At 68.2% G+C, this 13460-nt stretch carries 11 protein-coding genes and 2 pseudogenes; 5 read left to right on the forward strand and 8 right to left on the reverse strand.

Annotated elements, in window-relative coordinates:
• Window positions 1-623 precede the first annotated feature (623 nt).
• A complete protein-coding gene (locus OG927_RS33610; protein WP_330321383.1) occupies window positions 624-1487 on the reverse strand; it encodes a helix-turn-helix domain-containing protein in 864 nt (287 codons plus the stop codon).
• A gap of 202 nt (window positions 1488-1689) precedes the next feature.
• Here OG927_RS33610 and OG927_RS33615 point away from each other — a divergent pair, with 202 nt between their 5' ends.
• From OG927_RS33615 to OG927_RS33630, 4 genes are all read left to right on the forward strand, one after another.
• Complete coding sequence (locus tag OG927_RS33615) at window positions 1690-2028, forward strand: carboxymuconolactone decarboxylase family protein (RefSeq protein ID WP_330321384.1); 339 nt, start codon at window positions 1690-1692, stop codon at window positions 2026-2028.
• An 87-nt stretch (window positions 2029-2115) separates the two neighbouring features.
• A complete protein-coding gene (locus OG927_RS33620; RefSeq protein WP_330321385.1) occupies window positions 2116-2550 on the forward strand; it encodes a cupin domain-containing protein in 435 nt (144 codons plus the stop codon).
• On the forward strand, window positions 2547-3404 hold the full coding sequence (locus OG927_RS33625) for an aldo/keto reductase (protein ID WP_330321386.1): 858 nt from the start codon (window positions 2547-2549) through the stop codon (window positions 3402-3404). Before OG927_RS33620 ends, OG927_RS33625 begins: the two co-directional genes overlap by 4 nt.
• Window positions 3405-3875: 471 nt before the next feature.
• The gene (locus OG927_RS33630; RefSeq protein WP_330321387.1) at window positions 3876-4355 is read left to right on the forward strand and encodes a DUF6924 domain-containing protein; all 480 of its coding nucleotides are present in this window, start codon (window positions 3876-3878) and stop codon (window positions 4353-4355) included.
• Between the two features lie 622 nt (window positions 4356-4977).
• Here the strand turns inward: OG927_RS33630 and OG927_RS33635 are convergent.
• A protein-coding gene (locus OG927_RS33635; RefSeq protein WP_330321388.1) for an IS3 family transposase occupies window positions 4978-6182 on the reverse strand; the annotation gives its coding sequence in 2 pieces (ribosomal slippage) (window positions 4978-5891 and window positions 5891-6182; 1206 coding nt in all).
• A gap of 707 nt (window positions 6183-6889) precedes the next feature.
• Window positions 6890-7624 carry a hypothetical protein gene (locus OG927_RS33645; RefSeq protein WP_408058137.1) on the reverse strand — a complete coding sequence of 245 codons (735 nt, stop codon included), beginning with the start codon at window positions 7622-7624 and terminating at the stop codon, window positions 6890-6892.
• 192 nt (window positions 7625-7816) lie between these two features.
• On the opposite strand from OG927_RS33645, the pseudogene OG927_RS33650 reads away from it, so the two are divergent.
• A pseudogene (locus OG927_RS33650) lies at window positions 7817-7972 on the forward strand (transposase); the annotation flags it as partial.
• A 370-nt stretch (window positions 7973-8342) separates the two neighbouring features.
• On the opposite strand, the gene OG927_RS33655 reads toward OG927_RS33650, so the two are convergent.
• From OG927_RS33655 to OG927_RS33680, 5 genes and pseudogenes are all read right to left on the reverse strand, one after another.
• Complete coding sequence (locus OG927_RS33655) at window positions 8343-8633, reverse strand: hypothetical protein (protein ID WP_330321389.1); 291 nt, start codon at window positions 8631-8633, stop codon at window positions 8343-8345.
• 202 nt (window positions 8634-8835) lie between these two features.
• Complete coding sequence (locus tag OG927_RS33660; protein WP_205023966.1) at window positions 8836-9174, reverse strand: MerR family transcriptional regulator; 339 nt, start codon at window positions 9172-9174, stop codon at window positions 8836-8838.
• Window positions 9175-10538: 1364 nt separating this feature from the next.
• Window positions 10539-11252 carry a cation transporter gene (locus OG927_RS33665; protein ID WP_330321390.1) on the reverse strand — a complete coding sequence of 238 codons (714 nt, stop codon included), beginning with the start codon at window positions 11250-11252 and terminating at the stop codon, window positions 10539-10541.
• Window positions 11253-11254: 2 nt separating this feature from the next.
• Window positions 11255-11590 (reverse strand): ArsR/SmtB family transcription factor, encoded by a 336-nt coding sequence (locus OG927_RS33670; protein WP_330321391.1) that lies wholly within the window; start codon window positions 11588-11590, stop codon window positions 11255-11257.
• A gap of 1734 nt (window positions 11591-13324) precedes the next feature.
• A pseudogene (locus OG927_RS33680) lies at window positions 13325-13455 on the reverse strand (IS5/IS1182 family transposase); the annotation flags it as partial.
• Window positions 13456-13460 lie beyond the last annotated feature (5 nt).

Below are 13460 nucleotides of genomic sequence, written 5' to 3' on the forward strand. Positions count from 1 at the left end.
GGCAACGCGTCGACCAGGCCGCCGCCCTGCCATCGGGCCGGCGCAGCCTCCCCGGCCCGTACAGGGCCCCGGACTGCCCCGCGCCGAGGTGTGGCAGGGTGCCGGGGTCCGGGACGGGTGGCTGGTGCCCGGTACCCGTGACGGAACACCCGCCCCGGACACCTGGCGAGACCGGCCCGACACGAGGACGCAGGCGGTGACGCCACCGCGGATTCGGGCCGTGCGACCAGGTACCCGATCTAACACTCGGCGCACCGCATTCCAAGTTCGACAAGGAAAGTTTCCAACGGGTGCTCCGTCCCCGCCTCTGACGTGCGGCAGTGAGTTTCCGACCAGGAGACTCACCACGCCCCGGACGAAAACTCACCACTGCGCGCGCACTCACTGCGGCCGCGCGCGCTCACCGCGAAAACTCACTGGGCAGGCCAGAGGCCTGCCGGTCGGGCGGAGGGCGCTGTCGCCCCGGGACCTGGTGGACGTCGTGGCCCCTGGGGCGTGGTGCGGGGGTCAGGTGGTGAGGGCGGCGACGGCGACCAGGCCCACGACGGCCGCAACGAGGACGCCGGCGAATACGCCCGCGATGTTGAGGGGCTTCTCCAGGCATGGGCCGCGAACGTGGCAGGTCAGGTCGTCGGGGCGTCGTGGTGGGTGCTGGCGGCCCAGGAGGAGAGCAGGCGCAGGCCGTCGTGGCTTGGCGAGCCGGTTTCGGCGGTCCACACGATGAGGTGCTGGTCGGGGTCGGTGCCGGCGGTGAGGGTGTCCCAGTCGAGGGTGAGGTCGCCGGCGACGGGGTGGTGGAGGGTTTTGGTGCCCACTGTTCCGGCGGTGACCTGGTGGCTTCCCCACCAGGTGCGGAAGTCGTCGTCGCGGACGGACAGCTCGCCGACCAGGGCTGCCAGGCGCGCGTCCTGGGAGTAGGCGGCGGCTTCCTTGCGGAGCATGCCGACGGTGGTGCGTGCGACGGTGTTCCAGTCGTCGTACAGGGTGCGCAGGGCGGGGTCGGTGAACAGGATCCGCACGTAGTTGCGGTGCTTGTCGGGGAGCGCCGAGAAGTCGGTGACCAGGGCGGCGGCGAGGGTGTTCCAGGCGAGGATGTCCATGCGCCGGCCGAGGACGATGGCGGGTGTGGTGGTGAGGTCGTCGAGCATCCGCCGCAGCGCGGGATGGATTTTCTGGGTGCCGCGCCTGACGGGGACTGTGACAGTGTCTTTGGCGGCGAGTTCGAAGCGGTAGTCGCGCTGGTCGTCGCCGAGGTGCAGGACGCCTACGAGGGCTTGCAGGACGGGCCCGGAGGGCGGGATGCGGCCCTGTTCGATGCGGGTGTAGTAGTCGGTGCTGATGGCGGCGAGCTGGGCGACTTCCTCCCGGCGCAGCCCCGGGACGCGGCGTGGGCCGGTGTCGGGCAGGCCGACGGTGCGGGGGCTGAGTTCGCCGCGGCGGGCTTTGAGGAACTCGCCCAGCTCCTTGAGGGGGGCGTTGGTGGTCATACAGCCAGTTTGCCCCGTGAACGCGGCCTGGCTGAGGGGGAGAGTTTCTTCCTAGGAAGGATCGTTCCCAGGATGTTTTCCTCCGCTTTTCGGATCATGGCTGCCGTGTGACTGTGGAAACCGAGGCCGACCGGGCACCCGCGACAGGGCAGCCCACAAGGCGCCTCACCACATCGATCCCCCCGTACTACAGGAGTCCCTCATGGCCGCTAAGCAGTCCCCCTCGCAGCAGCTCGTCGGCGACATCACGCCGAAGCTGGCCGACCTGACCGACGACGTCCTGTTCGGTGACGTCTGGGAGCGCCCTGGGCTGTCCAAGCGCGACCGCAGCCTGGTCACCGTGACCGCTCTGACGGCGCTGTACCGCACCGACCAGCTCCGCTTCCACCTGCGGACCGCGCTGGACAACGGCCTCACCAAGGACGAGCTGTCGGAAATGATCACGCACCTGGCCTTCTACGCCGGCTGGCCGAACGCCATGAGCGCCGCCACCGTCCTGAAGGAAATCGTCGCCGAGCCCGACGCCGCGTCCGGCAGCTGACCGACCGCGAACCCTGATCTCCGGCGCGAGCAGCAAACCGGCCCCGCACTATCAGCGGGGCCCAGTGAACCAAAGAAGAGGAACAAGATGGCCGGCAACGGATTCGACCAGATCTTTCCACTCGGCGAGAAGAACGACGCCCTCGCGCAGTACTTCATCGGCCAGAGCTATCTGGCTCCGCTCACCTCGGGCAGCGTTCCCGTCATGAACGTCTTCTTCGAGCCGGGCTGCCGCAACAACTGGCACATCCACCACGGCACGAACGGCGGCGGTGACCAGATCCTGCTGTGCACGGCGGGCAGCGGCTGGTACCAGGCCGAGGGGGAGGACCCCGTCAGCATGGAGCCGGGCACGGTGATCCGCGTTCCGGCGGGCACGAAGCACTGGCACGGCGCGAAGGCCGACGCGTGGTTCTCCCACGTCGCCTTCATCACCCCGGGCGAGGGTGCCAGCAACGAATGGCTCGAGCCGGTCACCGACGAGGTGTACGGCGAGCTGCCGAAGAACGGAGCGCACGCATGACCGTCCTGGAGGAGGCCTACACGCTGTCGAACGGCATCGAGATCCCCAGGCTGGGGCTCGGCACCTGGTTCATCGACGACGACCGTGCGGCCGACGCGGTCCGCGCGGCCGTGCAGATCGGCTACCGCAACATCGACACCGCTCAGGCGTACGGCAACGAGCGCGGCGTCGGTGAGGGCGTGCGCACCTCGGGGGCGCCCCGCGAGGACCTGTTCGTCTCGACCAAGCTTGCCGCAGAGATCAAGGACTACGACCAGGCGGTCGCCGCGATTGACGGCTCCCTGGAGAAGCTGGGCCTGGATTACGTCGACCTGATGTTGATCCACAGCCCGCAGCCATGGGACGACTTCCGCGGCGGCGACTACGCCCAGGGCAATCGCGAGGCGTGGCGTGCCCTGGAGGACGCTCACCAGGCCGGGAAGATCCGGTCCATCGGCGTGTCCAACTTCCAGCAGCACGACCTGGAGAACATCCTTGAGGGCTCGACCGTCGCCCCGCACGTGAACCAGCTGCTCGTGCACGCCGGCAACACCCCCGCCGAACTGCTGGCGTACTGCGAGAGCCAGCAGATCCTCGTCGAGGCGTACTCGCCGATCGCCCACGGCGCGATCCTGAAGAACGCCGAGGTCCAGTCGCTGGCTGAGAAGTACGGCGTGACCGTCCCGCAGCTGTGCATCCGCTACACCCTGCAGTTGGGCACGGTGTCGCTGCCCAAGACGGCGAACCCCGACCACATGCGCTCCAACGCCGAGGTCGACTTCGAGATCTCCGTAGCGGACATGGACGCTCTGCGTGACCTGCGCGATGTGGACTACGGCGACCACAGCGCCTTCCCCGTCTACAGCGGGAAGTGACGCCGGACGAGCACCACCGCGCGCTGGCAGGGGTCGGCTATGACGCACCGGGCCGGACATAGACGCGACGGTGGCGGTGACGCCGAACTCGGCGGTCGGCTCCTGCCAGGTCTCGCGGCGGGACAAGGCGATGATCACGATCACCAACCCTGCCAGATCGGACACTTCGGTGGCCGGTTCGCCCTCCTCCTCGATGCCCAGGACCACTCCCAGAGCCACTCCGGAGTGATGATCACCGGCCGCGTCGATGATGGACACCCGACACCGTCCGCGGCCTGGCTGGCTCGACCACTCTCACCGTCGCCCTGGCTCCCTGTCTGAACCTCGGGCGGCGCACGGCTCCTAGGCCGTCTCTTTCGGATCAAGGGTGCTGAGGAGGTCCAGTACCTGGGTGTCAGGGGCGTGGCCAATGTGCTGTCGGTACTCCATGAGACAGTCGGGCCCTGACCAAGGATCAAGGGAGGGGCCCACGTGTTGCCTGAGGTTGTCGGACGTGATGAGTTTGCCGCTTTGATCATCAGGACCGACTACAACGATGAGACGGCCTGGCAGACGGTGACCGCAGATCTGCGTCAGCCATGGGGAGATGACGGTGAGTTCGAAGCCGACGTTCATCTCGTCGAAGACCCTGTCTGGGCGGATGCCACGTCCGACGAGGTCCTCGCCGCGGTGAGCCGGGACGAGAACCTCAGTGTGGTGTTCATCGCCGACCGCGTCACGATGCAATCTGCCCATCGAGCTCTCCTCGCGCTCGACGTCGGGGTCGAAGTTGAGGATCTCGACCCCGAGTACTACCAGGAGCTCATCAGCTCCCCGTCTCGCCGTGAGTTCCGGACCGTTCCTGTCGGCGTCCACTGTGTTCATGCGAACCTTTCGCTCGCGAACATGGACTTCGAGGAATACGCTGAGACGGCGATCGCGGATCCAGAGGGCGTCTTCCGGTCCTTCTGAGGCGGCAACGGGTCGTCACCGATCGTTGTTCTATGCGTGGCATTGACTGACGCGCAGTGGGCGCAGATCGAACTGTTGCCGCGACCGGCCACCACCCCCACCACCACAGCAGGGCAGACCAGGGAACAAGGGGAAGTCTGAGCACTCACCAGACGCAAACCGGGGTCTGACCTGCGGTTGTGCAAGGACCGGGCCGAAACATGCGCGCCGGATAGTAATACGGATAGCAGAACGAATAGTGGACCGGATAGCGGAACGGATAGTGCGCCTGCGACCGGACCGCCCCGCGCAGCCACGAGCATGGCGGCCAGGCCACCGCGGGTCGGCCATCGAACCGGCCGCGGCTTCGCTGGCTTGTGCGAACGGCCGGGCAGCCCATGCCGTCGATGTGACAGGGTGCCAGGGTCGGGGGCGGGTGGCTGGTGCCCGGTACCAGCGACGGAACACCCGCCCCGAACACCTGACGAGACCAGCCCGACACCACGAGGGATGCGGGCGGTAACGCCACCGCGGAATCAACGTGGTGAGCAGCCGAACCCCCCGCTGACCTGCCGTAGTGAGCTCCCCGGACCGAAAACTCACTACGCGACACTGGGCCTTGACCCCGAATCCTGAACACGGGTTATGCGGCTTGTGCCAATGTAGTTGGTGTGAGGTGAAAGGCGTTCTCGAAGGCGATCGGTGATCGTTGTCCGAGGCGGGAGTGTCGGCGTCGGGTGTTGTAGCGATTCAGCCATCTGAAGGCGTCGAGTCGGGCCTCGCGTTCGTTGCTCCAGCTCTTTCGTCCTTGCAGCGTCTCGCGTTTGAAGGTCGCGTTGAAGGACTCGGCGAGTGCGTTGTCTGCGCTTGACCCGACCGCGCTCATGCTTTGCCGGACCCCTGCTGACCTGCAGGCTTCGGCGAATGCCCTGCTTGTGTACTGGGCTCCGTGGTCGGTGTGCATGATCGATCCGGCGAGGCTGCCGCGGGTGCGGATCGCCGCGGCCAGGGCGTCGGTCACGAGATCCGCGCGCATGTGGCCGGCGATCGCCCAGCCGGCCAGTCGCCGCGAAGCAAGGTCGATGACGGTCGCCAGATAGCAGAAGTTCCCGCCGTCGATGGGCAGGTAGGTGATGTCGCCGACGTACTTCGTGTTGGGCCTCTCGGCGCTGAAGTCGCGGCCGATCAGGTCCGGAGCCTTGGCCGCTGCTGGGTCGGGGACGGTGGTGCGGTGCCGGCGCCGCAACCGGACCCCTTCGATCCCGGACGCCCGCATGAGCCTTGCGACGCGTTTGTGATTGACCGCCTCACCACTCGTCTCGCGGAGCTCGGCGGCGATCCGGGGGGCTCCGTAAGTGCCGTCCGATTCCTGGTGCACCGCCCGTATCCGGGCGGCCAGCCTCGCGTCGGCTGCCTGCCGGGCGGCCCGGTCCGCAGCTGTCCGGCTCCAGTAGTAGAAGCTTGAGCGGCTGACGCCGAGGATGGTGCACAGCCGCTTCACGCCGTAGCGGCGCTGGAGGTCGGCGACGCACTGGAAGCGGTTCACCAGCGCGTCTCCCCGGCGAAATACTTGGCGGCGTTCCGCAGGATCTCGCGTTCCTCCTCGAGCTCGCGGACCTTCTTCCGCAGAGCTGCGTTCTCCGCCTCCAGCGGTGCCGGCGGCTGAGCCGGTTCCTGCGTCCGGCGCCCCCGGGGACGACTCGCTCCGGCCGCCCTCACCCAGTTCCGCAGGGTCTCCGGATTGATCCCCAGATCGGCGGCGACCGACCTGATCGTCGCATCGGGCCGCGACTCGTACAGCGCGACCGCGTCCGCCTTGAACTGCGGCGGGTAATTCTTCATGACCACGAGATGTCCGTTCTCAGATCCGCAGGATCCAGTGTCTCGTGTGTTCAACATCAGGGGTCAAGGCCCACTCGTGCGAGCGGGGGACCGGGAGCAGGCCGTGCGCCGACCGAGCCAGAGAGCAACCGCGGACCATCTCCGCGTGCGCGGGGAGCAGCGTGAGGGGTTCATCGCGACAGGCGACCTCGACCCCTGGGTGTTCGAGGTCGCCTGTCGCCTACCTGTTTTCGCCGGGCAGTTTTGGCCCCGCTAGAACAAGTTGAGGTGGCCCCGCTTTTGATCCATGTGGGTGATGGATCCGGGAAGGGTTCCAAGAGGAACGGGTTGTCCTGGCCCCACCCTCGATCGGGTGACGTTGCGTGGGTGTCCTGGGATGGAGGCGGCCAGGTGCGGATGGCGGTCGGCGGCGGTCGGTAGCGTGTGATTCGCGGAGCCCGCCCGGCTGCTTCCCCTGACGGGAATGCGGATGGGCGGGCGCTTTGTTGGCGCCCGCCCGGGGGCGAGGAGCTCGCAGAATTGCCAGCGGAAGGTGCTGCCCGGCGAGACCCCAGAGCTCTGCGAGGGCGCCGAGCCGACACAGGGCCTGCCGGGCGGGGCCGCCGACACACAGAGGAGTAGGGGGCCCCGCCCGGATTCTCGGCGTTCCAGCGACCGGGTGTGCGGCAGGGGGTGCCACCCGGGCGACGCGCTGTGGTGCGGCGCCGTGCCAGTCAGGCGACCTGGTACCTGCCGACTTCCAGGAAGTGGCGCAGTGCTTCGGGTGTGTTGTCGTCCAGGGCGGCGTTGGCTGCCGCGCGCAAGGCCGGGCTGATGGACGAATCAGCGAGGATGCGGGCGATGGCGACGCGGTCGTCCTCGGCCTGGGCGATGCGGTAGCCGGTCTCCAGCCAGGCGCGCATCGCCTCGGAGTCGTTGGCGTCCAGAAGGGCGTTGACCTCAGCGATGACGCGCCGGCCGCTGTCCGGGTCGGCGAGCAGACGCGTGATGGCAACGCGGTCGTCCTCGGCCTGGGCGATGCGGTAGCCGGTCTCCAGCCAGGCGCGCATCGCCTCGGAGTCGTTGGCGTCCAGAAGGGCGTTGACCTCAGCGATGACGCGCCGGCCGCTGTCCGGGTCGGCGAGCAGACGCGTGATGGCAACGCGGTCGTCCTCGGCCTGGGCGATGCGGTAGCCGGTCTCCAGCCAGGCGCGCATCGCCTCGGGGTTGTTGGCGTCCAGGAGGGCGTTGGCTTCTCGTGTCACACGCCGGCCGCTGTCCGGGTCGGCGAGGATCCGGACTATGGCCACCCTCAGGTCGTCGGCGTCCGGCTCGTCTGCGGACGAGGACACCTCGGGCACCGTCACCGCGGCCGGTGCCGCAGTGGCGGCGAAGGACGGGGTGGTGAGCAGGAGGGCCGGGGCAAGGATGCCCGCGGCGATGCCGGGCGCTACGCGATGCAGTCGCAAGGGGAATGCTCCTCTTCGTTCGCTACGGAGGTGAGTTGAGGACGCCTCAGGGCGTTCACTTCGGTGATGCTGCCACCTGGGTCTGACAGTGGCAGACACACCGTGGCGTAGAACTTGGTCATGCTCGGGAGCGTGACCCCTGGGATTAGCCGGCTCTTGTGACTGTCGCCCCTTCGGATCGTTGTCTCGGCCATGGGGCGGGGTGATCTGACAGACGCGGAGTGGGAACGGCTGGGGCCGTTTCTGCCGGTTGGCAATGGTCGGTGCGGCAGGTGGCGGGATCACCGGCAGGTGATCAACGGGATCTTGCACCGGGTGCGGACCGGCGTGCGCTGGCGTGACCTGCCATAGCGTTTCGGACCGTGGATGTGCGCGGTGAGGCCGCCGCGGATTCGGGCCGTGCGACCGGGTGCCCGACCTGACACACACCGCACCGCATTTCAGGTTCGGCAAACAAAATTTCCAATGGGTTAAGGCGTGCGGATTGCTGTGGTGAGTGCCGTCCCTGTCTCTGACCTGCGGTAGTGAGTTTTTGACCAGGAAACTCACCACACCCCGGACGAAAACTCACTGCTGCCGTGCGCACTCACCACGGAAAACTCACTGCGCCCGTGCGGACTCACCGCGGAACTCACTGCGGCAGGTCAGCGTCCTGCCCGGGGCGGTTGGCGTCGGCGGACTCGAAGACGATGAGCGGGGCGCTGGGGTGGTCAAGGGGTCAGGTGCGGCGTCGCCAGCCGAGGATGCCGCCGCCCTTGGCCTGGTCGTCGTCCCGGGTGGTGGCTTCTTCGGCGGCGCGGCGCCGGTAGGACTGACAGGGGCCGCACTCGTCGCCGGGCGTAGTGCCGTCTTCGGGGTAGAGGGGCCTTTGGCAGGTGGGGCACGGCCACTTGCCGGCCTCCAGGCGCCGCAGCCGCTCGTCCTGCTCGCGCCGGGCGTGGTCGAGTTCGGCGTCGCGGGTCTTGCGGCGCGTCTCGGAGCGCACCGCGACCGGAGTCCGGCCGGCCACGCCCTACAAGCGGACGGTGTTGTCCGCGCTGCCGGAGGCCAGGAGACGCGGCACTGCGCCCACGGAGGCGAGCTTGCACAGCGTGGCGCCGCCTTCGTAGCTCTCCGCTGTCAGCCTGCTCAAGACGGAGTTGCCCGGAACGCTCTGCGTTCCGGGCGGCTTGCTGGGCGGCTGCGAAGTTCTGGGAGAGGCCCTGGCCCTTTCAGGCCGCGGTCGGCGGGTTCGCCGATTCGGCGGAGCGGCGGTACTCGGCGTTGATCCGCTGGGCCTCTTCGAGCTGGTCTTCGAGGATGACGATGCGGCAGGCGGCCTCGATGGGGGTCCCGTTGTCGACGAGCTCACGCGCTCGGGCCGCGATGCGCAGCTGGTAGCGGGAGTAACGGCGGTGTCCGCCAGGGCTGCGGAGCGGGGTGATGAGGCGGGCTTCGCCGATGGCTCGGAGGAAGCCCTGGGTGGTGTGGAGCATGTCGGCGGCCCGGCCCATGGTGTAGGCGGGGTAGTCGTCGTCGTCGAGACGGCCGAAGGAGTCGTCTGCGGTCATCGCACCTCTTTCTGGAGCACGTGGAGGGGCCCTGGTGCCTGTGGCACCAGGGCCCCGAAGGAACTGCTACACCATCTGCCGGCCCTGGTACTGCGCCGGCCTTCTGTTTCCGCCGACCCGACCTGAGCTCTGTCGGGGGTGCGGGGATCGCGGTTGCTTGACCGGAGACCACCTCACTAACGATGTCCTGCGGTACCCGGACTCAGCACTCCGTCCGGGCGATCCTGATGGCGCTCAACTCCTCCGTTCTTCCCTCTGGGCATCAAAGCGAACTGCTCGTGGCTTGATCAAGCGCCACGTTCCGGCAGCCAGCCCCGTCGCCTGTCCTGCAACCGCTCTGGCTTGGAACCCCACTGCCGAACTTCCCGGTACGCGCGCCGCAGCCTGACGCCTTTTACCGAGGTGCTGCTCTCCTCAACTTGCTGCTGGTCCTGCCACTGCGTGAACTGCGGTACTACTTGCGGCGGCCCCTGATCACTGCGGGCCACCCGGTCCGGTCGCCAGCCCCGTCGCCGTCCTGCAACTTCTCTGGCTTCGGAACTCCACCACCGCACCGCTCTACTGGTGGCCTGAGAAAGCGCCACTCTTCGGCAGCCAGCCCCGTCGCCCGTCCTGCGTCTGCTCTGGCTTGGAACCCCACTACCGAACTTCCCGGTACGCGCGCCGCAGCCTGACGCCATTTACCGAGGGACCACTGGTACTGCGGACTGCACTTGCGTACTGCGGCACTACTCGCGGTGGCCCCTGATCACTGCGGGCCACCTGGTCCGGGGTCAGTCCCGTCGCCGTCCTGCAACTTCTCTGGCTTCGGAACTCCACCACCGCACCGACCTGCACTTACGTGTACTACTTCCCGGCAGTTCATCTCTGCCGGGCCTGCTCGATCTCTTGGCTACGGACAAGACACTAACCCCAGCACGACCCGGATGTCTACCTCCGTCATGACAAGTTTTCTGTGAGGACGCACAGTGATGTCCTGCGGTACGCAGCACCTGGAAACTGCACTGGGGCATATCCGCCGGGAGGTGTGAAGGAATACCGGGTGCTCCCCCGCCCGTCGCGCCCCAGCCGTCCATGAAGGCGGCCAAGGCGCGGCGTTGTTCTTCCTCGCGGGCGACCTGCCGGGCAAGGGCCGCCGCAGCCGCCCGCATCGAAGGGGCCGGGCAGGGCGGCCCCTCGTGTGCACACGAGGGCACGTGCACGTGTGCACACATCAACGCGCGCAACCGCTGGCTGGCTTTGTTCACCAGAGCCCGAGAACGGGAGGCGCCTCGGTCAGCCATTGGCCCGGGCCTTCCTCAGCCCGGCCTTGAACGCCCAAAGGGCCCCGGTACCAGCCAGGGCCCTTTGTGTCTGCGGGCGGTCTAGTTGCAGCAGTCGCATCCGGGCGGGCAGTTGCCGCAGGCGTCCGCGGAAGGAGCAGCGGCGGTCACGGCAGGTGCGCAGCAGCCCTTGCCCTGCCAGGTGTCGCGGCCTTCCCTGGCGGCGATGGCGGCTATGGCGAGGGCGGCGATGGGGTCGGCCCAGGACCAGCCGAGGGTGGCGTTGAGGACCAGGCCCACCAGGAGCACGGCGGACAGGTAGGTGCAGAGCAGGGTCTGCTTGGAGTCCGCGACCGCGGAGGCGGAGCCGAGTTCGCGGCCGGCCTTGCGCTGGGCGGCGGACAGGAACGGCATTATCGCCAGTGACAGTGCGGCCAGCACGATGCCGACAACGGAGGGTTCGGCCTCACCGGTGCCGGTCAGTGCGCGGACGGCGTCGACGGTGACGTAGGTGGCCAGGGCGAAGAAGGAGACCGCGATGATCCGCAGGGTTCGCTGCTCGCGCGCTTCGCGGACGGCGTGGTCGGATGCGGAGAATTGCCAGGCGACCGCGGAGGCGGAGGAGACCTCGACGACCGAGTCCAGGCCGAAACCGATCAGGGCGGTGGAGGAGGCCAGCGTGCCAGCGGTGATGGCGATGACCGCCTCGACGACGTTGTAGGCGATCGTCGCCGCGACGAACAGGCGTATCCGGCGGGTGAGCACGTCACGGCGGGCCGGTGGGGGACCGAGGGATATCGAAATCTCAGTGGCCACGGTCAGCAGCAGCCCTTCTCGCCGGCGTCCGGGCAGGTGCGGTCCGTCTCCACGGCCACCATGGCGGTGCGCAGGTCATCGAGAGCGTGGGACAGGCGTTCGTCAGCGAGCTCGTAGCGGGTGCGACGGCCGTCGGGAACGGTGACGACCAGCCCGCAATCACGCAGGCACGCCAGGTGGTTCGACAGCCGGGTACGCGACACACCGAGAGCGTCGGCGAGGTCGGCCGGGTAGGCGGGAGCATCCCGCAGCGCAAGCAGGATGCGGCAGCGAATCGGGTCGGCGAGCGCGCGGCCGAAACGGGCCAGCACCTCGATGTCGGAGGCAACAGTCAGCACCCCCGGAGGGTACATCTCATCCTGAATTCAGGAAACCGTGGATCGTCCCTGCGTGTCACCATCCCAAGCGCCTGCCCGGGGCGAGACAGTGACGGCGGCCACGCGCTCAGCCCAGCCGGTCAACTGATGGGCGCCAGTCCGCCTGTGGCCTCCGGGCCCCAACCCAGCCCGCGGAAGCCACAGCACCACACCCCCGCCGAACGGCGCCCCGACCCCGCCCCGGGCTGCCCGCCGTGGCGAGTCCCCGAGAACCCACCACGGCAGGGCACCAACCCACCACACGACCCACGGACAAACCGCCTGAGATCATCTACAGGTCGCACCGGCGACCACTCCTCGCCGGTGCGACCGCCAACCCAAACCTGGACAGCAAACCGGGCCCGGTGGCCGCGGTCGCGCCTCCGGCGGATCTGAACGGCCCGCGCACCTCGGCGCTCACAGGTCGGCGAGCCGGCGTCTCCCCGCAGGTGCCGGGCCATCAGGCCACTCGCCGAGCTCGCCAGCCCCGGACTCGAATGGGCGCAGGAGTGACATCGATAGCTCTGCAAGGGGTCGACCGTGTCGTGGCATGTCCCCTCGCAGAGGGGTAACAGGTTGAAAGCCCTCACGCGGGCGGTCAACACGTCGGGCGCCGGGTTGCGCCTGGGAACCGGGCGATCCCCGCGCTGAACAACAGACGTTCCTGAAGCGCATCACAGAACCACGCACCGCACGACAGCGAAGGAAGCGAGTAACGGGAAGGTCGTACCACTCCGCCAGCTCACCCCGGACAACCTGGGTGGAGACGGTGCCGCTAACAAGGCTGGATGAAGCGATGTGCTGACGCTTGCTTCGCGGGGTGGCGGGACGGACGTCCCGCCACCCCTCGTCACATCATCAGTCTCTTTGGAGACCTGGGTCGACTGCACCTTGAGGGTGGCTGAGCCGTTCACCGAGGTCCACCAGCGCCGCCCGGCACGGTCCGTCCAACGGCAGCGCGTAGCGCTTGACCGCGCGCAGGAAAAGCCGGAAACCGAGGTCGGCGCACGCCCTGGTGATCACCTGCTCCAGCGCCGGTACCAGGGAGGCGGGCAGCGGCAGCGGGTTGAACACCTCTCCTTCCTCATGCGCCCGCGTCAGCGCGGCGGCCACCGGTGCTATCGCGCTGATCGCCGCGGCGCACAGCGCTTCGTCCGTCACGGGTTCGGCCGCAGGCGGAGTGAACCCGGGATCACGGTCGGATTCCGCCGCGAGCCAGATCGATTCGATCCGGTCCAGCCACTCCCGCGCTCCGACTTTCTGCTTGGCGGGGTCGACCGCGTGGTCGGTCGATCCGACCCAGGCCGTGCGGATTGTGTCGCCCGCTAGGCCGGAATCCAGTAGCCGACGTACGTCACGGCCCAGCTGCAGGGACGCCGGGTGCCCGAGTTCCCGGACCGACCGTTCGGTGATCAGGAGTATGGCCGAGACCGGCCCCCGCTCGATGAGGCAGTCCATCTCCGCAGGAGGCAGGCCCGCCAGATCGTCGCACTGTTCGGAGAGCCAGGCAAGGCCGGTCCGGTATGTCATGTTCACTCCGAGTAGGCGGTGTAGACGACCCAGGTCTTGGGCTCCATATGCCCCTTGGCGAAACTTCAGCTGGATCACCACTGTCTTCCCGACGGCCTGGCCTGCCGGGCTGCCGCCCTTCACCCATTTCGTACCGAGTGAAGCGCCGTGCCCGGTGACTGGCACGCGGACGGACAGCAGGTCCTTTGTCAGGACGGCTTTGGCGATTGACGTCATGCGGTTCGGGCTGCATCGCTTCGGGAGATTCGCCAGGACTTGAGTCGTGCCATACCGCGTTCGACGGGAGCTCGGTACGTGGCCAGTGCCCGGTTGACCGTCTGTC

Source organism: Streptomyces clavifer (assembly GCF_036345975.1).
GTDB lineage: Bacteria > Actinomycetota > Actinomycetes > Streptomycetales > Streptomycetaceae > Streptomyces > Streptomyces clavifer.